Annotated in this window: 21 protein-coding genes; 4 read left to right on the forward strand and 17 right to left on the reverse strand. The window is 54.9% G+C overall.

Annotation, left to right across the window (positions count from 1 at the left end; all coding sequences use genetic code 11):
- Positions 1-13 precede the first annotated feature (13 nt).
- Positions 14-1,168 (reverse strand): AI-2E family transporter, encoded by a 1,155-nt coding sequence (locus tag MUB23_RS16640; RefSeq protein WP_244801875.1) that lies wholly within the window; start codon positions 1,166-1,168, stop codon positions 14-16.
- 82 nt (positions 1,169-1,250) lie between these two features.
- The gene (locus MUB23_RS16645) at positions 1,251-2,282 is read right to left on the reverse strand and encodes an oxidoreductase (protein ID WP_244801876.1); all 1,032 of its coding nucleotides are present in this window, start codon (positions 2,280-2,282) and stop codon (positions 1,251-1,253) included.
- 137 nt (positions 2,283-2,419) lie between these two features.
- Between MUB23_RS16645 and MUB23_RS16650 the strand changes: the two genes are divergently transcribed.
- Positions 2,420-4,207, forward strand: a complete 1,788-nt coding sequence (locus MUB23_RS16650) for an ABC-F family ATP-binding cassette domain-containing protein (protein ID WP_244801877.1) — start codon at positions 2,420-2,422, stop codon at positions 4,205-4,207.
- Between the two features lie 94 nt (positions 4,208-4,301).
- Here the strand turns inward: MUB23_RS16650 and MUB23_RS16655 are convergent, their stop codons facing one another.
- The 6 genes from MUB23_RS16655 to MUB23_RS16680 all read right to left on the reverse strand — a co-directional run bounded on the left by MUB23_RS16655 (position 4,302) and on the right by MUB23_RS16680 (position 10,960).
- Positions 4,302-5,246, reverse strand: coding sequence for an AEC family transporter (locus MUB23_RS16655; protein ID WP_244801878.1), 945 nt, complete (start codon positions 5,244-5,246; stop codon positions 4,302-4,304).
- 83 nt (positions 5,247-5,329) lie between these two features.
- Positions 5,330-6,325 (reverse strand): dipeptidase, encoded by a 996-nt coding sequence (locus MUB23_RS16660; RefSeq protein WP_244801879.1) that lies wholly within the window; start codon positions 6,323-6,325, stop codon positions 5,330-5,332.
- A 112-nt stretch (positions 6,326-6,437) separates the two neighbouring features.
- Positions 6,438-7,631 carry a mandelate racemase/muconate lactonizing enzyme family protein gene (locus tag MUB23_RS16665; protein WP_280515842.1) on the reverse strand — a complete coding sequence of 398 codons (1,194 nt, stop codon included), beginning with the start codon at positions 7,629-7,631 and terminating at the stop codon, positions 6,438-6,440.
- Between the two features lie 56 nt (positions 7,632-7,687).
- Entirely contained in the window at positions 7,688-9,208 is a 1,521-nt protein-coding gene (locus MUB23_RS16670; protein WP_244801880.1) for a tripartite tricarboxylate transporter permease, read from the reverse strand.
- A gap of 9 nt (positions 9,209-9,217) precedes the next feature.
- On the reverse strand, positions 9,218-9,766 hold the full coding sequence (locus tag MUB23_RS16675; RefSeq protein WP_244801881.1) for a tripartite tricarboxylate transporter TctB family protein: 549 nt from the start codon (positions 9,764-9,766) through the stop codon (positions 9,218-9,220).
- A gap of 81 nt (positions 9,767-9,847) precedes the next feature.
- Positions 9,848-10,960 carry a Bug family tripartite tricarboxylate transporter substrate binding protein gene (locus tag MUB23_RS16680; RefSeq protein WP_244801882.1) on the reverse strand — a complete coding sequence of 371 codons (1,113 nt, stop codon included), beginning with the start codon at positions 10,958-10,960 and terminating at the stop codon, positions 9,848-9,850.
- Positions 10,961-11,324: 364 nt separating this feature from the next.
- Between MUB23_RS16680 and MUB23_RS16685 the strand changes: the two genes are divergently transcribed.
- Together MUB23_RS16685 and MUB23_RS16690 are read left to right on the forward strand one after the other, a co-directional pair.
- Positions 11,325-12,209 carry a LysR family transcriptional regulator gene (locus tag MUB23_RS16685; protein WP_244801883.1) on the forward strand — a complete coding sequence of 295 codons (885 nt, stop codon included), beginning with the start codon at positions 11,325-11,327 and terminating at the stop codon, positions 12,207-12,209.
- Between the two features lie 18 nt (positions 12,210-12,227).
- Positions 12,228-13,127, forward strand: a complete 900-nt coding sequence (locus tag MUB23_RS16690; protein ID WP_244801884.1) for a LysR family transcriptional regulator — start codon at positions 12,228-12,230, stop codon at positions 13,125-13,127.
- 58 nt (positions 13,128-13,185) lie between these two features.
- On the opposite strand, the gene MUB23_RS16695 is transcribed toward MUB23_RS16690, so the two are convergent.
- The 5 genes from MUB23_RS16695 to aroD form a co-directional block, all read right to left on the reverse strand.
- Positions 13,186-13,929 carry an enoyl-CoA hydratase/isomerase family protein gene (locus tag MUB23_RS16695; protein WP_244801885.1) on the reverse strand — a complete coding sequence of 248 codons (744 nt, stop codon included), beginning with the start codon at positions 13,927-13,929 and terminating at the stop codon, positions 13,186-13,188.
- Between the two features lie 13 nt (positions 13,930-13,942).
- The gene (locus MUB23_RS16700) at positions 13,943-15,550 is read right to left on the reverse strand and encodes an acyl CoA:acetate/3-ketoacid CoA transferase (RefSeq protein ID WP_244801886.1); all 1,608 of its coding nucleotides are present in this window, start codon (positions 15,548-15,550) and stop codon (positions 13,943-13,945) included.
- A gap of 130 nt (positions 15,551-15,680) precedes the next feature.
- A complete protein-coding gene (locus MUB23_RS16705) occupies positions 15,681-16,562 on the reverse strand; it encodes a LysR family transcriptional regulator (RefSeq protein WP_244801887.1) in 882 nt (293 codons plus the stop codon).
- Positions 16,563-16,580: 18 nt separating this feature from the next.
- Entirely contained in the window at positions 16,581-17,450 is an 870-nt protein-coding gene (locus tag MUB23_RS16710; protein ID WP_244801888.1) for a LysR family transcriptional regulator, read from the reverse strand.
- 100 nt (positions 17,451-17,550) lie between these two features.
- On the reverse strand, positions 17,551-18,324 hold the full coding sequence (aroD, locus tag MUB23_RS16715; protein ID WP_244801889.1) for a type I 3-dehydroquinate dehydratase: 774 nt from the start codon (positions 18,322-18,324) through the stop codon (positions 17,551-17,553).
- 252 nt (positions 18,325-18,576) lie between these two features.
- Here aroD and MUB23_RS16720 point away from each other — a divergent pair, with 252 nt between their 5' ends.
- Entirely contained in the window at positions 18,577-19,758 is a 1,182-nt protein-coding gene (locus tag MUB23_RS16720; protein WP_244801890.1) for a Gfo/Idh/MocA family protein, read from the forward strand.
- A gap of 92 nt (positions 19,759-19,850) precedes the next feature.
- On the opposite strand, the gene MUB23_RS16725 is transcribed toward MUB23_RS16720, so the two are convergent.
- From MUB23_RS16725 to MUB23_RS16740, 4 genes are all read right to left on the reverse strand, one after another.
- On the reverse strand, positions 19,851-21,353 hold the full coding sequence (locus MUB23_RS16725) for a tripartite tricarboxylate transporter permease (protein ID WP_244801891.1): 1,503 nt from the start codon (positions 21,351-21,353) through the stop codon (positions 19,851-19,853).
- 13 nt (positions 21,354-21,366) lie between these two features.
- Complete coding sequence (locus MUB23_RS16730; protein ID WP_244801892.1) at positions 21,367-21,873, reverse strand: tripartite tricarboxylate transporter TctB family protein; 507 nt, start codon at positions 21,871-21,873, stop codon at positions 21,367-21,369.
- A gap of 89 nt (positions 21,874-21,962) precedes the next feature.
- Positions 21,963-23,048 carry a Bug family tripartite tricarboxylate transporter substrate binding protein gene (locus tag MUB23_RS16735; protein WP_244801893.1) on the reverse strand — a complete coding sequence of 362 codons (1,086 nt, stop codon included), beginning with the start codon at positions 23,046-23,048 and terminating at the stop codon, positions 21,963-21,965.
- Positions 23,049-23,106: 58 nt separating this feature from the next.
- Positions 23,107-24,600 carry a tripartite tricarboxylate transporter permease gene (locus MUB23_RS16740; RefSeq protein ID WP_244801894.1) on the reverse strand — a complete coding sequence of 498 codons (1,494 nt, stop codon included), beginning with the start codon at positions 24,598-24,600 and terminating at the stop codon, positions 23,107-23,109.
- Positions 24,601-24,607 lie beyond the last annotated feature (7 nt).

Below are 24,607 nucleotides of genomic sequence, written 5' to 3' on the forward strand. Positions count from 1 at the left end.
TTTCCCATGAAACTCAGTGAAGCCGATCAGCGGTCAGCTTGCTCTCCTTCCACTCGGTCGCTTCCCGCAGCAGGCGGTAGAGGGCCGATGCCACCGGGACGCTGAACAGCATCCCGACCACGCCGCCCATACTGCCTCCGACCGTAATCGCAGCCAGCACCCAGATGGCGGGAAGCCCCATAGAGGACCCCACCACCCGCGGGTAGATCAGATTGTCCTCCAACTGCTGGAGAATGACCAGAAATACCACAAATAAAATTGCCTTCGTAAAGCTCTCCGGCAAAATCATCAAAGCACCGACAAAACCGCCGATCAGGCCGCCCAGCATGGGAACCAGGGCGGTGACTCCGACCAGTGCGCCGATCATCGGCGCATAAGGAAAACGGAAGATCCACATGCCCAGGAAGCAAAGGCTCCCCAAAATAATTGCTTCGATGGTCTGCCCTGCCACAAATTTCCGGAACGCGTCCCCGAACACAGCCCCAACGTGCAGAACCGTCTCTGAAAATTTCTCCGGCACCCAGGCGTGAATCAGGCGGACGGCCTGTCCTTTCAAGCGCTCTTTTCCGCTGAGAATATAGATGGCAAAGACCAGCGCCACGGTAAAATTGATCACCCGTCCGGCCAGTGTTCCGATCACGGAAGCCGTCGTTCCCAAAATATCGGCTACGCCGCCCTTCGCCCATTCAAATAGGCTGCTTTGAATTGCATTCCAGTTCAGCTCCAGCTTCATCAAAAAGCTTCCCACCGGCGTCTCCGCCAGATCATGCTGCAAGCTCCAGTCCTGAGCCGAATTGATCACGTCGACCACGCTCTCCCCCAGCACGCCGATGGCGCTGACCAGCTCCGGCACCACCAGGAGCAACACGCCGGTCAGCACGCTGAGGATGATCAAAAGAGCGATCAAAATACAGCAGGGCCGGCGGATCTTTTTCACCCATGCCTGATTGGAGCGGGGAAAGAAATGTTTTTCCAAAGGGCGAAGCGGCACATTTAAAATCAGCGCCAAAATCAGCCCCAGAATCAAAGGGAAAATCAGGTTAAAAAAACCTCCAACTACCTTTCCCACGGTTCCGATATTCTGCACGCCTGCATAGATCACGATACAGACTGCGATTATTCCGATCAGCCATTTGGCCCTTCGCATCTGCTGTTCCCGATTTCCCATAAGCTATCCTTTCTGCGCTATTGATCCACGATAAGACCGGCCTCTTCCTTGCTCATTTCATCTTTCACTTTTTTCCCTGCGGCTATTCCCCGAAAGTTTTCCTTAACTGGGGGATCTCCTGCCGGTGCAAAACACAGCGCCGGTAGCGTTCCCGGTATACCCGGAAACAATTATTGCAGTGGATACATTTGCTTTTCTCCGCGCCGCCTTTCAGCTTTTCGATAAAGTCCGGCTCACAGATCAGGCTGCGGCTGAATGAGACAAAAGGAATCCCTGCCTCCAACACCTGTTCCGCACCTTTTTCCGATACAATGCCGCCCACCAAGATCAGAGGGATCCGGATCCCCTCCCCGGCCGCCAACGCCTCTTTCAGATAAAAGGGCTCCCCTTTCACCTCCTGGTGCGCAAAACCGAGTCCGCTGACCTCCGCGGCGTCCGCGCCGGCTTCTTCACAGAGTTCCAAAACCCGGTGAAGGTCCTCCACGGCATCGCAGTTTACCTTCACCAAAACCATCCCTTCCGGTCCCCATTCCTTCCGCACGGCTTTTAAAACTTCTCCGGGGAAACGGAAACGGTTCTCCACCGAGCCGCCATAGGCATCGCCCCGGACATTTTCCTTTGGATTCAGATAGCTGGAAAGCAGGTAGCCGTGGGCCATATGGACCTGAACCCCGTCGAATCCGGCCTCCTTTGCCAGCCGGGCGGCTGCAGCATACTTTTGGAGTAAAAGGCTTCGGTCCGCTTCGCTTAGCTCCATCGGTCCCTGGGCTGGGCGGCCGTTCACCTTCTCCGAAGCGTTTAATCCCCCATGGTTCAGCTGGATCACCAGCTTTCCGCCCTTCGCATGGACCCGCTCCGCCGCTTCCTGAAGCAGCGCCCGGTCCGTCCTTTCATCCAGATATGGCTGCCCGGCATCCACGCGAGCCAGGGCATCCACGGCATAGTGGCCGGTAATGATCAGCCCCACTTCATGGCTGGCCAGCTCTTCATAGCACTCGATCAGCGCTTTCGTCATGCGGCCGTCCCGCTCCGCCAAGTGCTCATTGGTCGCAGAGCGCACCGTCCGGTTTCGGAGCGTCACCGTTCCGATGGATGCGGATTCCCAAAGCTTCATAAAAAGTTCCTCCCTGCATTTACAATCCGGTTTTCTCGAATTATAATAACATAGAATGTGTCACTTTGCAAAAAGAATCCTGCCGCAAAGGATTCCCTGCCTGAGGCGGGCCGTTCCCGCGGCATAAAGGAGAATTTATGAACAACCTTGTAATGGAAAATATCACCAAGGGCTTCGGAGGCCGCACGCTGTTATCCGGCGTTTCCCTCGGCATCCAGGAAGGTGACAAGATCGGAGTCATCGGCATCAACGGCACCGGAAAGACCACGCTGTTAAAGCTGATCGCCGGATTGGAGGAACCCGACGATGGAGCCGTCACCAAAGGCAACTCGGTCACACTGGCCTATCTGCCCCAGACGCCGGAATTTACGCCCGGCATCACGGTGCTTCATTATGTGCTGGAAGAGCACAAGGATAAGCCCGACGCCTGGAATGCGGAAAGCGAGGCAAAAACGATCCTGACCCGCCTCGGCTTTCGGGACTGGAATCAGGTCATGGATCCGCTCTCCGGCGGAGAAAAGAAACGCGCCGCCCTGGCCCGGACGCTGATGAACCCGGCAGACATCCTGATCCTCGACGAGCCCACCAACCATCTGGATTCCGACATGGTTTTGTGGCTGGAACAGTACCTGAACCAGTTGAAAGGGGTCCTGGTCATGGTGACCCACGACCGGTATTTCCTGGACCGGGTGACCAACAAAATCGTGGAGATCGACGAAGGAAAGCTTTACTCTTATGAAGCCAACTACTCCGGCTTTCTCCGGCTGCGGGAGCAGCGGGTGGCCGACGCCTGGGCCACGGAGCGCAAACGCCAGAGTATTCTGAGAACCGAGTTAGAATGGCTGCAGCGGGGAGCCAGAGCCCGTTCCACCAAGCAAAAGGCCCACATCCAGCGGATCGAGGACATGCAGAACGCGGACAAGCCATCCCGTGACCGCGCCGTGGAAATGGACTCCGTCGGCAGCCGGATGGGGAAAAAGACCATTGAGATCACTGATGTGTCCAAAGCTTACGACGGAAGGACTTTGTTCCGGGACTTCTCCTATATCGTACTGAAAGGGGAACGGCTCGGCATCATCGGCCCCAACGGCTGCGGGAAATCCACTCTGATGAAGATTCTGACCGGGATGGAGGAGCCGGACTCCGGCAGCGTGGTCTTGGGGGATACCATCCGCATCGGCTATTTTGCCCAGGAAAATGAGGACATGGACCTGGATATCCGGGTCATCGATTATATCCGCAGCGTGGCGGAGATTATCGAGACCAGCAAGGGGACGGCCACCGCCTCCCAGATGCTGGAACGCTTTCTCTTTACCCCGGCCATGCAGTACACGCCGGTGAACAAGCTTTCCGGCGGGGAAAAACGGCGGCTTTATCTGCTCCGGGTACTGATGGGATCGCCCAACGTGCTGATCCTCGACGAGCCCACCAATGACCTGGATATCGCCACCTTAACCATTCTTGAAGATTACCTCGACAGCTTCCCAGGCATCGTTATCACCGTGTCTCATGACCGGTATTTCCTGGACCGGGTGGTCAGCCGGATCCTGGCTTTTGAGGGGGCGGCGATCCGCCAGTATGAGGGAGGCTACACCGACTATTTCTTCTCCCCGAACCGCCCGAAGGAACCCTCCGCCCCGGCGCGGGAGGAATCCCGGCCAAAGCAGACCGAAAAGCCAAGGGATAAGAAGAAGGTGAAATTTTCTTATCAGGAGCAGAGAGAATTCGACACGATCGACGCGGACATCGCCGCCCTAGAGGAGAAACTTGCGTCCCTGGAAGCGGAAATCGAGGATTCAGCCAGCCAGTACGCAAGGCTTGGCGAACTGATGGAAGAAAAAGAACAGACGGAGCTGGCGCTGGATCAGAAAATGGAGCGCTGGGTTTACCTGAACGACCTGGCCGAGCAGATCAGTCAGGAATAGGGCGCTCTGATCAAAGTGTGCGCTTTGCGCGGAGGCCCCAAGGAGGGCGGGCCCTGGGATCCATGAGATTCCGGGGCCTGTTCGTTCTCCTGATTTAAACCGCCGGCAGCAGTCCAAAGGATTTGAAGCAGAAAATCCACAAAAATAAAGTGACAAGAGATACCAAGGTGGAGATCACCACCTCCACTCCGGCCAGATCTGAGTCCCCGTTGAAGTGCTGCGCCATGACATGGGACGCGATAGCCGTCGGGGTGGCAAACAGAGCGACCAAAGTCAAAAGCTCCACGCCGCGGAATCCGAGGAGCACGGCGGCACTTAAAAAGATTCCGGGGAATACCACGAGACGCATCAGACAGCAGCCGGTCAGATACTTTTTATACGCAGAGATATTTCCAAAAGAAAAACTGGCTCCGAGGATAAAAATCGCCAGCGGGTTTCCGACTCCCGCCACCTGATCCACCACATCCTCCAAAAGCGACGGCAGGCGGATCCCCAAAATATGAAATCCAAACCCCACGATCGTCGCCAGAATATACGGATTCCGGATCACTTCCTTTGCCAGGGCCAGAGGCTTTGGCCGGGATCCCTGAAAATAGCTGAGCACCAGGACCGACACCACATTGTAAAGCGGCGTCGTGATACAGGTCATCATGGCCGGGACGCCCAGTCCCGCCTCGCCGTAGACGGCAGACACAACGGGAAATCCCAGCACGACGAAGTTGCTCCGGTAGAGGGCCTGGATCAACACGCCGCGCCTTTTATTCTCTTTTTCCAGCCGCATGACCAAAAGGTAAGAAACCGCCATCATGATCAGAATGCTGACCAGCCCAAACGCCAGCAGCTTTCCGTCCACCGTTTTCAGATCCATCTGGTAGATACTCCGGAACATGACTGCCGTCAGGAATACCTGAAAGCAGACGGAATTCATTTTTTTCAGAGATGTCTCATCCAACATTCCCTGCCTGCGAACCAGATACCCGATGCTCATGATCGCAAACATCGGGAATACTGCTCTCAGTGACACCAAAAAGTTTTCCATGTTTTCTCCATCTTCTCTATATCTTTAAATAAGATTTTCTCTTTGCGTCATTTACTCGCCGCATTTGCGCAGCGCGCTCTTCTCTAACGCAGGTTTTCTTTCAAAAACCGCTCCGCGTTTCCGTACAGGATCTTCTCGATTTCCCTGGTGGAAAAGCCCCCCGCCTCCATGGTCTCACAGAGCGTCTGGATCCGGGAACACTCCTCCATCTCCGGCGCTTCGGCGATTCCGTCGTAATCCGACCCCAGAGCCAGGCAGTCGATTCCTCCCACCTTTCGGATATGCCGCATATGGGCGGTCATCTCTTCCCTGGTGCCTCCCCGGCTGTCGCCCGGCTGCCAGCCCGGCCGTAAAAACGCCACGCAGAAATTGATGCCGATGACGCCGCCCCGCTCTGCGATCACCCGGATCATCTCATCCGTCAGGTTCCGCACATGGGGAGTCACGGCTCTCGCATTGGAATGGCTGGCTAAAAACGGCCGTTTTGCCGCCGAGGCCACATCCCAGAAACCGCCGTCGGAAAGATGGGATACATCTGCCAGCATCCCTGCTTCCTCCATAGCCTCCAGCATGGTAAAGCCTGCCTTTTTTAATCCACGCTCCTCCGGCCAGACCCGAAGGTGATTCTCACCGAAAAGCTCAGCGTGATTGGGATACCCCAATCCATTCTCATGATTCCAGGTTAAGGTCATCATCCGGGCCCCCAGGCCGTAGAGTTCCCTTAGGATGTCCGGATTTTCCCGGCAGACCGCGCCTTCTTCCAAAGAAAGCAAGGCCGACATCCTGCCGGCCTTTTGATTCTCCTCATATTCTGCAAAGCTTTTGACCGGACCGATCCAATCGGAATTCTTTCCGGTCTCCTCATAAAACAGGGCGATCTGCTCCCGGCAGGCCGCGAGAACATCTTCCTCCTCGTCCGAGTCCACAAAGGCCGCGAAGGTCTGCAAGGCATAGCCCCCCTGCCGCATCCGCCTAAGATCCAGATGCAGGGGATTTTCCCTCAGGGAAAGAGACTTCCCCGTCTTTCTGGCCCGGCGCAGGGAACTGATGGTATCACAATGCAGATCAATAATTTTCATAGAAGCGCTCAACCTCCCCGCCGGTCACGTTTCAAACATTGCCCGGCGAATCTTATTATATCACTGCTTCTGTCCTTCTACAATACGAAGGAATAAAATGATCCGCTTGTCATCACTCCGTGATTTCCACCACGTCCGCATCCCGGTAGGCCCGGTCCGTCAAATCCTGTCCTAAGCCAGGGAGCTCAGGCGCCCGGTATCGGCCGTGAACCGGCTGATAATTCTGCTGGCAGAGGTCGATATATTCCGGCATCAGGGCCTTTTGGTGGTGCTCATGAATACAGAAATTCGGAATCGCCGTCTCCACATGGAGCGCCGCGGCCTTGGCGATCGGCGTCCCTGCCACATGGACCTGGCAGGTAATGTCGTACACGTGAGCCATGTCGCAGATCTTCTTGCACTCCGTGATCCCTCCGCAGGTGCCCAGATCCGGCTGCGCCACATCGATGGAGCGCGACTGGAAGAACGGGGCAAACCCCCAGCGGGAGTAGATCCTCTCCCCCGCTGCCAGCGGAATATTGATTTTTTCCTTGGCGAACCGCTGCATCTCTGGGTTCAGCGGCGTGTTCACTTCCTCATAGAAGAAAATGTGATAAGGCTCCACCGCCTTGGCAAACTGGATGGCGCTGGTGGTATCCGTGTGGGCATGGTTCTCGATGATGATGTCCACATCCGGTCCCACCGCCTCCCGGATCGCCGCAATCCGCTCCTCGCCCATGCGAATCACATAAGGGGGCAGCGGCCCCTCCAGGTGATAGCCGCCGGACACGCCATTCCGGTCAAACTGTAAGACATCCACTTTGACCGCGTCATAGCCCTCGGCCACCGCGATCTTTGCCTGCCCGGCAAAATCTTCATCCCGGACGCAGATATGACGTTTCTTCCCCCAGCCCAGCTGAGTCTGGGAAGCATAAACCCGCAGATCCTCCCGGCATTTGCCGCCGAGAAGCTGATAGACCGGAACGTTCAGTACTTTTCCCTTGATATCCCAAAGCGCCATGTCGATTCCGCTCATGCCTCCAAAAATCACGGTTCCACCGCCCTGCCCCCAGAAGGTCTTTTTCAGCATCCGTTCCCAGATGGCCTCCGAATTCATGGGATCCATCCCCAAGATCAGCCTGGCATAATCCTGGACCATCCCAAAGGCCGCATGGCCGCCGGTTCCGTAGGCCATCCCCACTTCTCCGATGCCGTAAACGCCCTCATCCGTGTCAATCCGCACCAAGATCGGACGCTGTCCATGTTTTTCCGACGGATCGGTCTTGATCTCATGGACATAGATCGCCGTCACTTTTATAATCTTCATTTCTATCCTGTCTCCTCGTCATTCCTATCATACGGACCTGTCCGCTGCCTTACCGTTTACTTTTCTTTTTTCCCTTTCCTGCCCTTCCACTTTGCCAGCACTCCCAGCTGGCTCAAAAACATCACCGCCACCAGCAGGAAAAGAATCAGGGAAAGCGGATGGGTGAAGATGTCCAAAAAGAACTTCCCGACCGAAAAGCGGGCCATGGTCATGGACCGGCGCAGATTCAGTTCCAAAAGCGAGCAGAGAATCAAGCCGAGGGCGATGGGCCCGGTGGCAAAATTGTGCAGTTTCAGGAAGTAGCCTGCGATGCCGAATCCAATCATAAAATACACATCCATCAGATTCAGTTTGATGGAATACGCGCCGATGACCGTCAGGTTGATGATGATGGGGAGCAGAACCGGCTTCGGTATCTCGGCGATCTTGGCAAAAATCTTAATCCCGGTCAGGGAAACCGGCAGCAGCACCACGTTGGCAAAAAGGACCAGGCCAACGATCACGCCGAATACCCCGCCGCCCTCGCTCATCAAAAGAGGCCCGGACTGTACCCCGTGGATGGTCAGAGCTGCCAGCAGCAGGGCGGTCGCCGTATCCCCCGGTATCCCTAAGGTCAGCATCGGGATCACCGCGCCGCCGCAGGCCGCATTGTTGGCCGATTCCGGCGCGACCAGGCCTTCGATCGCGCCTTCTCCGAAGGGTACTTCCGGATGTTTGACCGTTTTCTTCGCCTGATCATAGGCAATCAAAGCCGCTATATTCCCCCCGGTGCCGGGCAGGGCTCCCACAAAGACGCCGATCAGGGAAGACTGTATGGTGATTCTCAAATAGCCGAACGCATCCTTAAAACTCGGCAGGATCCGGTCTACTTTCTGCTTGCGGACCGTCACCGCCGTCATATCCCGCATCTGGAGCAGCGATTCCGACAGGCCAAACATACCGATAATCACCGCGATGGAGCTGATGCCGCTCATCAGATAAATACTGTCAAACGTAAACCGCTGCGCGGCCGTGGACGAGTCCATGCCGATACAGCCGATCAGCATTCCTAAAAAGCCCCCGAACAGGCCCTTGGCCATGGAAGCCCCGGTCATTCCTGCCATCAGGAGAATTCCCATAAAGGCCAGCAGGAAATAATCTCTCGGTGAAAACAGCAGGGCAAATTGGGTGATGAGCGGCGCGCAGAACAACAGAAAGACAGCGCCGATCAAACCTCCGATCACCGACTGAATCGCCGTGATCCCCAACGCCTTGGCCGCCTGCCCCTTTTTTGCCAGCGGGTATCCGTCAAAGGTGGTCGGCAGCGAGGCTGGCGTTCCCGGAACATTCAGCAAAATGGCGGAACGGGAGCCGCCGTAAACACCTCCGACATAGCAGCCGATCAGAATCGCCAACGCCGGCTTCATGTCCCAGCCATACGTGAAAGACACCATCAGGGACATGGCCATGGTAACGGAGATTCCCGGCATCGCGCCGGCATACATCCCGAAAAACACGCCGGCCGCCATGTAGATAAACAAGCTTGGGGTGCCGAATAAAGACAGGGCGTCTCCCAAAGTACCGATAATCGCACTCATATTCTCCTCCTATGGCAAACGGATCTGGAAAACCATTTGAATCAGCAGATAGACAAACACCAGCCACCCGGCCGTCACAATCAGGCTCCGGATTACGTGTTTCCCCCGTTCCAGAAACAGGATGGAAAACAGCATGTAGATCCCCGTAGAAGGATAAAAACCCGCCATCTTCAGCACGGCACCGTACAGGATGGTCGCTGCGATCATGATAAAAACCGGAAACGGCACCTCTGCCGCTGCCGCCAGCCGGACCGCCGCCCAGCCGCGCGTTTCCTGTCCGGACGCCGGTTGCTGTCCATCGGGCGCGGACGCCGCCTCCATCTGCTGTCCTTCGGGAGCGGATCTTTCTTCCGCCGCGCTCTTCCTGACTCCGAAGAACGCCACCGCGCAGCTAATCAGCATCCCGCAGCACACAAATATGGGAAACATCCCAGGGTTGTCCTGGTTCGTGCTCTCATTAAAAATCTGAACCGATCCGAACAGGGCGGCCATGCTAAAGAGAAATAGTACGGCCAGAACCGTGTACTCCCGGATCAAATATATTTTTTTCTGTTTCATTTTATCCTCTCCTTGTCAAAGAGAACGGGCGCCAAAGGTAGGCTTCGTCAGAAGGCAAGTCCCCCGCAGCGCCCGATTGCGTTACTCCGGCCGGTCCACCCCATAGGAGCTTGGCTCCACTTCCGACTCTCCCAAATCATAGAGCAGCCAGGAAATCACCGCCTGCTGGTGTTTCATGAACGCATTGGCCTCGTCACCGGTCAGCCCCATCTTGATATTTCCCTTTTGATCCAGAAAATCCTGATATTCCTTGCTGTTGTAAGTCTCCATGAAAACGGTCTTCAGCTTCTCCACGATTTCCGGAGGGGTGTCCGCTTTGACCTCGGCCACAAAGAAAGAACCGTAAGGCAGATACTTTTCAAATTCCGGCTGAGCCTCGGTGATGGCTTCACAGTCGTATCCTTCCACCCGCTCTTTGTCAAACACGCAAAGAGGTACGATGGATCCTGCCTCCACCAGAGGCCTGGATGTGGTCAGCCCATTGATAAACAGATCGATGTGCTTGCCCATCAGAGCCGTGTTTCCGTCGCCGCTTCCGTCAAAACTGACCTGGGTCACGTCGATTCCGTACTGCTGCTTTAGGAGCGCCCACCAGACATAGGGCATGGTTCCGACTCCGGTGGTTCCCACGGTCACTTCGCCGGGATGGGCCAGGATATAGTCGATCAATTCCTGGAATCCCATTTCCGCATAAGGGGAACCCGGATAGGTGCTGAGGACGCCGCAGTCACGGGCCACCAGGCAGAGCGGGATCATGTCGTCATAATCCACATCGATCAGGTTCATACAGTGGAACATGGTGACGCTCTCGGATCCGGTCAAAATCGTGTAGCCGTCCGCCGGTTTATTCATGAAATACTGGGTGCCGACCGAACCGCTGGCTCCGGACTGGTTCTCTACCACGATGGAAACTCCCAGCTTCTCCTGGGCGATGGAGAGAAACGGCCTCCACATCCCATCGGTGCCGGACGTATTGCCAAAGGGAACCACCGCCGTGATATCCTGTTTTGGATAACCGCCCTGCTCCGTTTTCTCCGTCCCGCCGCCTGCGGCCGTCACAGTCTCGGCCTTTGTGGTCTCCGGATTCTCCGCCGTGGTCTTATCCGGATCCTTTCCGATGGACCCGCAGCCGGAAAGCAGTCCCATCGTCAGTGCGGCCGCCGCCAGCAGTGCCGCCCATTTTCTTCTTTTCATATGTTCCTCCTCCTTTTTCGTTTCTCCTCTCCGCTCTTTGGCGGAGAAGAAATTGATTTCGTGAAAGGCTTCCGCTTTCTGGATTCATTATAGGTTTTTCTCTGTTTTTTGTCTAATACACATATCTGTCATTTATCTTCATTCATCTCTTATATATTTTTCGTTAATCTTCCATCTGGAATCCAATATCGTTCTCTTAATAATTTATTAATTTTCATTTCCAATTCAGGGATTCACATGACAAAAAGAAGGCTTTCCTCTATAATGCTAAGAAAAGGGATAGATTTTATCCCGATCCATTTCTTTCCACAGAACCCCGACGCCGATTGATGAGCCGCTTCCCAATACAGCAGGAGAAACCACCATGGAATTACTTCACCTAAAATATTTTATCCGGGTCGCCGAACGGAATAATATCAGCAAAGCAGCCGCAGAATTTCACGTCGTCTCCTCTGCTGTCAGCAATCATATCAAAGCGCTGGAGCAAGAGCTGGGGGTCTCTCTCTTTTATCGAAACGGAAACTGCATCACGTTGAATGAAAACGGAAAAATCCTTTACCGGCATGCCAAGACACTTCTTCGCCTGATCGACGATTCCAAAAAAGAAATATCCGACAACAGTGAAAAACTAGATTATGAGCTGATCATCGCCACCGCGACTCTCCCAAAGCTGATCCCCCATATCATCCAGGATTTCAAAAAATGTTATCCGGACATCAAGCTCCGGATCGTTCAGTTTCAAAAATACATCAATATCGACGACACCGACTGCGATCTCCTTCTCTATTCCAGCGACGCGAGAACGCTGGCTCCGCATTCCCGAACCATCTATGAGGAACGGATCGGCCTGGCCGTCTCCGAACAAAATCCGCTGGCCCGGCAGATAGGGGTCACCGCAAAGCAGATGGCGGAAGAAAAATTTATCCGCCGGTCCTATCTCTCGGACTTCCGCCGCCTGACGGACAAGTATCTGAACGCATTGGGGATCCAGCCGGAAACCGCCTTGATCAGCGATTATCCGCCTTTCATCAACGAGCTGGTGGCATCAAATATGGGCGTAGCGCTATTGCCCCAGCTGACCTGGCTGTACGCAAGAGAAAAAAACATCCGGTTCCTAAGGATCCAGGATGTAGAAATGTTCCGCTATATCAATATTCAGTGGAGAACCGCCGGTTATCTGTCCCGCGCGGCGGAAATCTTTATCCGCCACATCACGGATTACTTCCAAAACCTCGAACTGCCGGAGTAGCCGAAGAAAGGATGCGCCATGGAACTGCAGCAATTAGAATATTTTAAGAAGGCGGCTGAGCTGGAACACATCACGAAAGCAGCCAATGAACTGATGCTGGCCCAGCCGGCTTTGAGTAAAACAATCAAGACGCTGGAAGAAGAACTGGGGGCCCCCTTGTTCGACCGGGAAAAGAAACGGATCCGCCTGAACGGAAACGGACGCATTCTTCTGCGCTGTGCAGGCGAGGTGGAGAATTGCCTGGCTCAGATCCGGAGGGATCTGGAACAAAATCAGGAAAAAGAGAATAAGCAGATCACCTTGCTGTTAAAGGCCACCCCGATCCTGCTTCCCAAGCTGATCCAGGCTTTTTCAAGGGAATACCCGGACATCAGTTTCCGAATGCTGACTTACAACAGCTCCGTGGACGAGACGAAGCTTCAATATGATTTCATCGTCAATTCCTCGACCCGGCCGTCCCAAGACAGCAATGCGATGAATTTTTTTCAAGAAGAAATGGTGCTGGCGGTTCCGTCCCAGCATCCTCTGGCGGGCCGCACGGTTTCCCTGGCCGAAGCAAAAGGGGAGAACTTTATCAGTCTCCCCTCTCAGTACTCGCTTCATCATGAATTTTTGCAGTGCTGCCGGGAAGCCGGCTTTCAACCTCATATCGTGCTGGAAAGCAGCGACCATTTCACCATCCTCGGCATGATCGAGGCGGAAATGGGAATCGCCCTGGTGCCCAGTATCAGCTGGGGTTTTCAGAACATGCCGGGCATTGCCTTCGTCAAGGTCAAAGAGCCCGCCTGCCAAAATATCGTTTTCCTGTCCTGGAACACGAAGCACAGCCTCTCCAAGAGCTGTCAACGCTTTCTGGAATTCATTTCGGACTTCGCCAATCACCCGGAAGATATTCTCCGCCCCTTCGGGCGCCCCTAAATTCAGGAGCCAAAAATCCGGGCGGGAAAGCTCGCCCGGATTTTTCCGGCATACCGAATCATTTTTTTAAAAACGCCTTTGAGCTCTCCATAATATCGCTCTGGCCTGCCAGCGATTCCATGATCCGGCGCTGGTGCGGAAGAAATGCCTCGTAATCCGGCTCCGAGAAGCAGGACACCGCCTCTTTCACGGCCCGCGGGCCGCTGGCCGGTTTCTGGCAGATGGCCTCGGCCCAACGGAGGGCCAGCTCATAGGCGGTCCCCAGATCCGGAACCGCGTTGATCACCCCATAGCGCATCCATTCCTCCGCGGGCCAGCGGTAGGCCATCAGCATCGCCTCCATGGCTTTGGCGCGGCCCATCAGCTGAATAATCCGGGGCGTACCGCCGACGCCGGGAAAAGAGCCGAAGTTTACTTCCGTCAATCCCAGGATGCTGCCGTGGGACGCGATCCGCATATCGCAGGCCAGGGCAATCTCAAAGCTGCCGCCGAACGCGCCGCCGTCCATGGCCGCAATCGTCGGCATCGGAAGGCGGCTGATCCGCTGGATCATGCCATCCAGCTTGTCCACGTGGTAGTCTTCTTCCTTCATCTCATTGACGTCCCCGCCGGCTCCGAAATACTTGCCGCTGTTCCGGATGATCAAAACTTTTAATGACGGTTCCGCTTCCGCCCACGCGATGGCCTCGTCCAGTTCATCCTTAAACTTTTTATTGATCAAATTTAACGGCGGCGCGTCGAAATGAATCACTCCCACATCGCCTTCCCGCTCCATCTTTACGTTTCTCTTCTCCTCTTCCATGTTTCACCTCCTGTTATTTCCGGCAAAATTCTTCCCGGATTCCCATCTGTCCCTGACAAAACAGCCGTGGATCCATCACCTTGAGATCAGCAGCGATCTCCGGCGCAAAGTCCATCTGATCCAAAATATCCCGCTGTAAATCCACGCCGGGGGCGATCTCCGTCAGAATCAGTCCCTTTTCTCCCTGGCGGAACACCGCGCGCTCCGTCAGATACAGCACTTCCTGGCCTCTTAGGTAGGCCTCCCGGCCGTTAAAGGTAATCTCCGGAACCTGCCGCACGAATTTCCGGATTCCGCCTTCCTGCTCGATTTTCACCGATTCGTCCTCGATTTTGACCCGCAGCCCCTTGGCCTTCAGCGTCCCACAGAAAACCACCTTTTTGGTATTCTGGGAGATATTGACGAAGCCGCCGATACCGATGATCTTTCCGCCGAACTTGTGGACATTGACGTTTCCTTTTTCGTCCACCTCGGCAAAGCTTAAGAAGCAGACATCCAGTCCGCCGCCGTCATAAAAATCAAACATGGCCGGCATGTCCATCAGCGCATGGAGGTTCACGCTGGCTCCGAAGAAGATTCCCTGGGCCGAAACGCCGCCGATGGGCCCGGTCTCCACGGTCAGCGTAAATTCCTGCTCTACGCCTTCTTCTCTGGCAATCACGCCGATGCCGTCCGCAATCCCCACGCCGATATTTCCCACGTCGCCCGGCTTGGCCTCCATCAGGGCCCGGCGCGCAATTACTTTCCTTTCGGTCAGCGCCATTTCCTGCCCATCGCCTTCCTCCAGCACATAATCCCCGGACATAAAACGGTTCACCGGCGCTCCGTACAGTTGGGGCTGGTCCGGAACCACGACCAAAGCGTCGATCAGGTAGCCCGGCACATGGATGCTCTTCGGATGCAGGGAACGGTTCTTCACCACCCGCTGCACCTGGGCAATGACCAGGCCGCCGTTATTGTGGACCGCCATGGCCTGGGCCAGATTGTCGATGTAAGCCACCTCGTCTTCCATGCTGAGGTACCCCTCCGTGTCCGCGGTGGTCCCGCGGATCAGGGCCACATCCGGAAATACCGAGGGGTAAAACAGATACTCTTCGCCGCCGACTTCTTTCAGCTCCACCAGTTCTTCCTTGGTTATCTCATTAAGGCGTCCGCCCTGCTGCCTGGGGTCGATGAAGGTCCCTAAACCGGTCTTGCTGAACAGGCCCGGCTGTCCGGCCGCGGCCGCCCGGTAAAGCTGGGACATGATCCCCATGGGGAAATTATAAGCCTCGATTTCATTGCGGGCCGCCATCTGCGCCAGACGGGGAGACTGATCCCAGTGAGCACCGATGGCCCGCTTTACCAATCCGGGCTGCGCCAGCGGCGACATGCCTTTCTCCTTCCGGTCTCCCAGGCCGGTGGTGTGGTAAAAAATCAGATTCTTCGGCTCTTTGGCGTCCTGGTATCTCTTCGCCAATGCCTCGATCAGCTCCGTCGGTTCCGCGATCCCGCCTCCGGTCCCTCCAAAACAGACGACATCCCCATCCCGAATCAATGCCACCGCTTCTTCTGCGGTCAAAACCGGGACTTTGGTTCCCTGTTTAATCCGGCTTCCCCTGCGTTCCTTCTTTTTATCCACGTTGACTTACTCCCTTTCACGATTTTGTTTCATTATAGTTCCGCCTCCGCCGGGCCGTCCAATACCCATCTTTCACCGCGCGTTCACCCAATCATTATAATCTTTTGAGGACGCTGCCTTTTCCTTCCGGTTATGAATCCCGGCAGGATATCTTAAGCGCCTCGATAAACTCCCGGAACATCCGGCAGGCTTCTCGTTGCTTTTTGCCGGGCTGCCACCGGAGTCTCAGGGAGTTCCGGCAAGGCGGGGACGAAATCCGGATCTTGCACAGATGTTTTCGGTTCGGGCCGCTCCAGATCCCGCCCGGCACCAGGGCGATCCCGATTCCGCTCTCGATCAGCCGGCCCATGGTAAAATAGTCGTCGCACTCCAGAATCCTGTTCGGCTCGAATCCGGACTGGCCGCAGTAGGAACGGAAAATCCGATATGGATCCGACTCCTCCGGAAAGCAGATAAATTTATCCTCCGCCGCCTCCCTCAGATCCACTGCGCTCCGCCCCGCCAGACGATGATCTTCCGGGACCGCCAGAAACATTTCCTCCCGTCTTAGGCAAATTTCATGATCCGTCTCCGGATTTCCCAGGAAGGAATCCAGAATAAAGTCATACCGGTCTTCCTCCTCCGGAATCCCCTTTCCGGCAAAAACCAGGGAAAATCGGATTTCCGGGTGTTTGCTGGAAAAATCCTTCAAAATTGGGGCCAGAAAAAGGGCCGGCGCTTTAAAAAAAAGAGAAATCTCCCGTTCTTTCCGCCCTGCATTCTCAGCCAATTCTCCCTTCAAATTCTGACAGCAGGCTTCAATTTCCTGGGCATAGCGATAAAGCGCCCTTCCCCGGTCATTGAGGCGGATCGCCTTCTTTTCCCTGTCAAACAGCGTAGTCTCCAGTTCGTTTTCCATGTTGCGGATGGTTTTGCTCAAGGCCGGCTGGGCGATCCGAAGCTCCAGAGACGCTTTCGTGATATGTTCCAGCTCCGCCACTTTGCGGAATTGGCTTAACTGTGATAAATCCATGGCATTCCTCCCAGACGGTCAAGAATACTTCCCGAAAAATGCTTCCGCATAATTCAAGAAACACTGCATCGGCTCGGACAGATAGGAGTTCTTTCTCCATTTCATATAGATCCAGCGTTTCAGGGAAAAATCAGCGACCCGCACCAGTGCAAATTCGGCCTCTCCGTCCCCGGCCGCCGACAGCCTGGGCAAAAACGCCATCCCGACTCCGGAGGAGATCAGAGCGTTCAGCATCGGGGGATAATCGCAGACCGCAACCACTTGCGGCCGGAACAGCCGGAAATACGCTTCCGTCATCACACGAAGCTCCGACAAGGAAGAGCGTTCGATGAAAGCCTCCCCCGACAGTTCCTCCAGACGGACGCTGTCCCGCCCGGAGAGCGGATGGGAAAATGGCACGGCCAGCAGGATTTCTTCCTCATAAATCAGGATGGAGTTTTCCTCCTTCCGTGCCTCCGGAGAAAAATTCAGCATCAAATCATATTCCAGATTTTCCATCTCAAAATCTTTTTGATATTGGAGCAGGCGTATTTTTATGTCCGGATAGCTCCGGCAGAACCCCTGTATGATGTCCGGGAGCAGCAATGGCACGGTCTCCACCGATAAAGTCAGCTCTTTCTGTTGTTTTCCCGCGATATCCGCCAGTTCTTTCCCCGCATCCTTGACCAGACCAAGGATCTCGCTGGCATGGCGGTATAAAATTCTGCCGTTGTCGTTGAGGACCAGCCGGTTGTGGGTCCGTTCAAAAAACTCGGCCCCCAGCTCATATTCCAGATTTTTAATCTGGGTGCTGACCGCCGACTGAACCACCCGGAACTCTCTCGCGGCCGCTGAAATATTGCCCAATTCCGCGGCCCGTTTAAAATAAATCAGCTGCTGTAGATCCAACCGTTCTCCCCTCCTGAAAAGAGCTGCGGACCCGCCGGACTCCGGCCGGTCCGCAGCTCTCCTGTAGCCTGATACCGCATCCTCTAAGCGACGGCGCGTCTTATCTGTTCAGCATCCGGGTCATCTCCCGGAACTCCTCAATATCGATCTGTCCGGGGCCGGAGGCTCCGCTGGAACACAGGAAGGACAGATCCGATCCGAACTCCCCGCCCAGAACCCGTGTCAGGCTTCCCATCTCGCCCATGGAAACGGTAATTAAAGGAATATCCACTTCCTGGGTGCGCGCCCGGTAGGTCGCCTTTGCCAAGGTCAGAACATCGGTAAATGTCCGGGGCATCACTGCGATTTTGGCCACGTCTGCTCCCATTTTCTCACAGGCCTTGATGCTGGCGACGATCTCCTCCTCCGCCGGGGTTTTCTGAAAATCGTGGTTGGAGAGCACCAGTTTGACTCCGTGTTTTTTCACCACCGCCTTGACGGCTTCCAGAAATTCCGGTTCATTGGCTTTTTCCACATCCACCATCTCTACCAGCCCCGCCTCACAGGCCGTCCGGATGACGGAAAGCCGGGTTTCCTGGCTTGCCTCCTTGTTGACACCGCCCTCAGACACATGGCGGAATGTAAGCAAAATCGGAATTTCCCTCACCATCGGCTGGATCGCTTCCAAGGATTCCCTGATGTGCTGCTGGTTATCCAGCTGGTCATAATAGTCGATTCTCCACTCAATCACATCCGGATGGTGAGAAGAAATTTCTTCTACATCCCGCAAAAGTTCTTCCCGGTTTCTGGAGATCACCGGGATACACTCCATCAGTTTCGGACCTCCAAATATTTTTCCTTTTACATTCCACTGAATTTTACTTTCCAGTCTCATCGCTCTTCCTCCTGCCTGTCAGCTTATTTTTAATTCCTTTATCAGGATATATTTATTATAAATTTTTCATTTCTCCTCGTCCAATATCTATCAACCCAGCTCCTTGTCTCCGAAAATATATACATTTAGGCAGATATTACTATCTGCTTTTATTTATATAAATTTCCGCGGAAGCGCCGTGCGGAAGAGATATTGGACGATCGGCCCGGATCCCGGTACACTGAAAACAGAAAACCAAAGGAAAGGAGCAGTATGGAAATGGAGAAAACAACCATCTGCGTCGGCATGGTAGGAAGCGGATACGCCGCCCACCTGCACGGCAACGGCTACGAAAAAATCAGCCGCATTCAGGTCCGCCTGAAAACGATCTGTGATATTGATCCCGTCAGAGCGGAGGCGGTCCGGGATCGCTACGGCTTTGAAACGATCTGCACCGACTACCACGAAATGCTGAATGACCCGGAAATCGATGTCATTGATATCGTCACCCCGCCGGTCCTGCATCCGGATATCGCGGCAGACGCCCTGAAGGCAGGAAAGCATGTAATCTGTGAAAAACCTCTGACCGGCTATTTTGGAGAAAAAGGCGAGGCGAACATCGGGTTGAAGGTTCCCAAGAGTAAAATGTATCAGGAAGTCTTAAAATCCATGGAGGAACTGAAACAGGTGATCGCCTCCACGGACCGGAAATTCCTCTATGCAGAAAACTATGTCTACGCCACCCCGGTTCAAAAGGCGGCAGAAATCCTGAGAGCAAAAAAGAGCAAAATCCTGTTTTTGAAGGGGGAAGAAAGCGTCAAAGGCTCCACCTCCCCGCTGGCCGGTAAGTGGAACGGCACCGGAGGCGGCTCCCTGACCCGCGTCGGCTGTCATCCTTTGACTGGAATCCTCTGGCTGAAACAGCAGGAAGCCCAGGCCCGCGGCGAGGAGATCACAATCCGCAGCATCACAGCCGACGTCGGCAAAGCGACCGGCTGCCTGACCGAGGAGGAACACCGGCACATCGTCGCCCATCCGGAGGATGTGGAGGATGTCGGAACCATCTCCATCACCTACTCCGACGGCACCAAAGCGCTGATCATTGCCTCCGACGTTGTCCTGGGTGGCACCAAGAACTACATTGAAATCTATTCCAACGACAGCGCCATGACCTGCAACATCACGCCGACCAACCTGCTGGAAACGTATTTCCTGGACGAGCAGGGAATCGAAGAGTTTGACCTGGCGGAGATGCTCCCGTCCAAGCTTGGCTGGAACCATGCCTTCGTCTCCGATGAGGTCATCCGCGGTTATACCGGCGAACTCCAGGATTTCATGGAAACCATCGCCTGGGACCGGGAACCCTCCTCCGGCTTCGACCTGGCCTATGAGACGGTCAAGGTGCTCTATGCGGCTTACCAGTCCGCGGAAGAAGGACGCAGGATCGATTTCTAAAACGGAACAGACATGACACGAAAAGCAGGCTGCCGAAAGAATTGGCAGCCTGCTTTTTCAAGGAGGAAAGGCTCGGCGTGAAACACGCCGCCTTACTTTGCTTTTTCTTTTCTCTTCTTCCGGTTTCTCCAAAAAGGCGTCTGGCCGATCACCATGGCTACCACCACCGCAAATAATACGATGGAGATCGGGCTGGAAAAAATTCCGGTAAAGGAGGCCCAGAGAGAATCATGGGTCAGGTTCCAGTCCCGGCGCATATTCCGCTCGATCAGAGAGCACAAAATCACACCCAAAACCATGGATCCCACCGGATAATCATGGCGTTTCATGAAATATCCCAGAAATCCAAAGAAGAGCATCACACAGACATCGATAATGTTCCCATTCAGCGCATAGGAGCCGATGACGCAGAGAGCCATCACGATCGGCATCAAAATTCCCCTGGGAATCTCCACGATCTTGGCAAATACGCGGATACCGGAAAAACCGATGGGGAGCAGGAAAATATTGGCCAGAAGCAGCCCGCCAGCAATAATTCCCACGACCTCCGGCTGATTCATCATCAAAGCCGGGCCGGGATTCAGACCGTGGATTCCCAGCGCGCCGATGACAATGGCGCAGTAACCGTCGCCGGGGATGCCAAACGCCAGCACCGGAATATACGCGCCGCCGACCGCTGCGTTATTGGCGGACTCCGGAGCCACCAACCCTTCGATCGCCCCCTCCCCGAAAGGTACTTTCGGGTTCTTGGTGCTCCGCTTCGCATGGTCATAGGCCATCAGCGCCGCGATATCCCCGCCGGTCCCCGGCAGAGCACCGACAAAAGTTCCCAGAAGGCTGCACCGGAGCGCCAGAGGAAAATAGTGGAGAACCTCTTTAAAATCCGGCCGCACCTTCCCCACATCCTGCTTCATCTCGATGTTCAGATGAATATCCCGGATCTGGGACAGAGCCTCCGCAAAACCAAAGACCCCAATCATGATCGCCACATAGTTGATGCCGCCGTACAGATACGGAATCCCGAACGTAAAACGCTTTACTCCGTCCACGGCGTCCAGTCCGATGCAGCCGATAAAAAGCCCCAGAGCGCCGCACAGGAGGCTTTTCAGGAACGAGTTCCCTCCCAGGCTTGCGATCAGCACCAGGCCCATCATGCCGAGGAGCACGTAATCTCTGGCCGCAAACTGCAAGGCAAATTTCGCCACATGCTCGGTGGCTAGAAGCAGAATCAGACAGCCGATCAGCCCGCCCAGCACCGACTGCATCACCGTGATGCCGATGGCTTTTGCCGCCTGGCCTTTCTTTGCCAGCGGGTACCCTTCCATGGCCGTTGCAATAGCGGCCGGGGCTCCCGGAATGTTCAGCAAAATCGCGGAACGGGAACCGCCGTAGACGGCCCCGACATGGACGCCGACCATGACGGCCAAGGCAGGCAGAACATCCCAGCTGTAAGTAAACGAGATCAAAAGGGAGGCTGCCATCGTGCCGGAAAGCCCTGGGATTGCCCCGATGTACATGCCCCCCAGCACGCCGAGGAACAGCAGCGCAACCAGCTTGGGGTCTGTAATGACCGTAAATATCGCACTATAATCCATCCTTTCCCCTTTCCTACGGAAGCCGTACCCGGAATAATTTGACAAAAATCAAATAAAACGCCAGCGTGATCCCCGCCGCTGTCAGGATCAGCATCCAGAATTTATGTTTTTTCTGATCCAGATACAGCATTTCTCCCACCAAAAACAGCAAAGTGGCGGGAACATAGCCGACCGGATGAATGACCGCCACATAGCCAACTGCGATCAGCAGGGATATTCCGACGTGGCCGGGCATTTCTTCCTGAAAGCCTTCCAAAATCCCCCGGAAAAATCCCTTGGTTTCGGTCTTTTCCTCTTTTTTCCTCCGGCGAAACAGCGAAACTCCGATGGCAAAGGAAAAAATCAGCATCAGCCCGGATAATACCACGGGGAAGGTTCCGCAGGAGCTGACTGCAAATTTCTTTGACTTCCAAATAAGAATCGAGTTTCCAAACGCCCAGATACTGAACGCCGCCAGTACCAGCCACAGGGTCAGTTCCCTGTAAAACAAGGTTCTTTCCTCTCTGCTCTTTTCTTCCATCGTACCTCCTTTCCCAACTCCGGCCCCTCATCGGACCGGAAGAAGGAAGCGAAACGGAGAGCTTACGCTTTCCGCCGCTTTCCTGAATCTCATTCCATCATCACACCGTAATCCGCCGGATTCAGAGAAGTGGTTCCCGCCTCGTAGAGCAGCGTCCAGACTTTTGCCTGGGCGTCCTTCATGTAGGCTGCCGCCTCCTCCCCCACATACTTGGTCGGAATAATATTGGCGCTGGTCAGATAATTCTGGAAACTGTCGGTATCATAAGCCGCCGTAAACTTTTCCATCAGGAATTTCACGATTTCCGGATCCGTTTTTGCGCTGACTGCCGCGCCGAAGAACGGTCCGTAAGGAAGGTAGTCTTGAAACTGGGCGTCCAGCCCCGTGGCCAGCTTTACGTCCTCAAAACCATTGACCTTCTCGTCATGGAAGACCAGAAGAGGACGAAGGTCTCCGGATTCTACATAAGGCTGCGCCGTGAAGTTCACCGGGATAAACAGATCTATCTGATTTCCCATCAGGGCGGTCATGGCCTCGCCGTCCCCGTCGTAGTTGACATAGTTAAATTCCACGCCTAGGATCTTCTGCATCATCGTGCAATAGATGGTCGGGCAGCCGGTCGCGCCGGTATTACCGATATTCAGTTCCTTCGGATGTTCCTTGGCGTAAGCGATCAAGTCTTCAATGGTTTGGTAAGGGGAATCCTTACTGACCAGCAAAACTCCTGCGCCGCTGCCGTACAGCATAAGCTCTGAGAAATCATCGATCTTTGCCTCGCTGAGTTCCATGGGCTGGAACATGGTGATGGCTTCGGAGTGGAAACAAATATCATAGCCGTTTGCTTCCTGGCTCAGTACATATTCCGTTCCGACTACGCCGGAGCCGCCGGCCTTATTGTCCATGATCACGCTGACATCCAGGACTTCATTCAGGGCGGCTCCCATGGCCCGCGAGATCAGGTCCGTGCCTCCCCCGGCGCCGTAGATGATGTCTCCGTTGATATCACGGTCCGGATACTGGTCCGCCTTTCCGGCGGAGCCTGAGGTTTCTGTCTTTGAGGTTTCCTTGTTGGCGGGGGCCGCCGTTGTTCCTGCGGCGCTGTTGTCACAGGCCGAAAGCACCGTTATCCCCATCGTCAATGCCAATACAGCTGCCAAAACCTTTCTTGCTCTCATACTCGTTCTCCTTTCTGAATGCGCGGGACATAAAAACCTGGTGAAGCTAGGCCAGCGTTTAATCTGCTTTCTCTTTCCGTTTCAGCACCTGCTTTAAGGGCGTCTGCATGGCGAGCATCCCCGCCAAAATGAGGAACAGCACGATGGAAAGCGGACTGGTGAAAATCTGGCCGAACAACTCGGAAACGCTGCCGTAACACATGGCGATGGTGCGGCGGAGATTCAATTCCAAAAGATTACTGAGGATAAACCCTAAGATGATCGGGCCCACAGGGAAATCATGGCGTTTCAGGAAATAGCCGAGAATACCTGCGATCACCATCACGTAGACGTCAAAGACGTTGTTATTGGCCGCGTAGGAACCAATCACCGTCAGGACAATGATGATCGGCAGCAAAATTTCCTTCGGGGTCTCCGCAATCTTGGCAAACACTTTGATTCCGGTCAGCGCAACCGGCAGTAAAATAATATTTCCTACAATGATACAGGCAATGATCATATAGAACATCTGCGGCTGGCTGTTGACCAGCGTCGGCCCCGGCGTGATACCATGAATCAGCAGGGCGGAAATAATGATCGCCGCCACCGAATCTCCCGGAATTCCCAGCGCCAACATCGGCACATAAGCGCCGCCCACCGCCGCGTTGTTGGCGCTCTCCGGAGCCACTAGACCCTCGATGGCGCCTTCGCCGAAGGGGACTTCCGGATGTTTCACCGAGCGCTTGGCATGGTCATAACAGATAATGGCAGCGATATCCCCGCCAGTTCCCGGCAAAGCTCCGACGAATGCGCCGATCAGGGAACAGCGCAGGGTCAAAGGGAAATATTTCACGACCTCTTTGATGCTCGGCCGCATCCGGTCCAGCTTCTGCTTCCGGACCGTGACATTCCGCAGATCCCGGACCTGGAATAAGGATTCCGACATGCCGAAGGTACCGATCATGATGGCGATCGAAGTGATTCCGGACATCAGATTTACATTTCCAAAGGTAAAACGGTTGACCGCCGTCATCGTATCCATGCCCACGCAGCCCAAAAACATTCCCAGCACGCCGCAGAACATGCCCTTGACAAAGGAATCGCCCGTCAGGCTGCTGAGGAGAAAGATGCCGAGCATTGCCAGCATAAAATAATCTCTGGGAGCAAACAGCAGGGCAAACTTGATCAGGAGGGGGGTGGCCAGCACCAGTACCAGCGCGCCGATCAGGCCGCCGACCACCGACTGCACGGCCGTGACCGTCAGCGCATGGCCCGCCTCTCCCTTTTTCGCCATCGGATAGCCGTCAAAAGAAGTGGCGATGGCAGCCGGTGTGCCCGGCACATTCAGCAGGATGGCCGAGCGGGACCCGCCGTAAACCCCGCCGATATGTACGCCCAAAATCGTTGCGATGGCCGGCATCGGGCTCCATCCAAAGCTAAATGAAATCGCCAGAGACGCTGCCATCGTCACCGAGATGCCGGGAATCGCCCCCGCATACATTCCAAAAAACAAACCTCCGGCCAGATACAAAAGCAGCTCCGGCTGAAGAAACAAGGTAAATAAATTTTCCACTGCAAAC

The organism is Cuneatibacter sp. NSJ-177 (assembly GCF_022867805.1).
Classification (GTDB): Bacteria; Bacillota; Clostridia; order Lachnospirales; family Lachnospiraceae; genus Pseudolachnospira.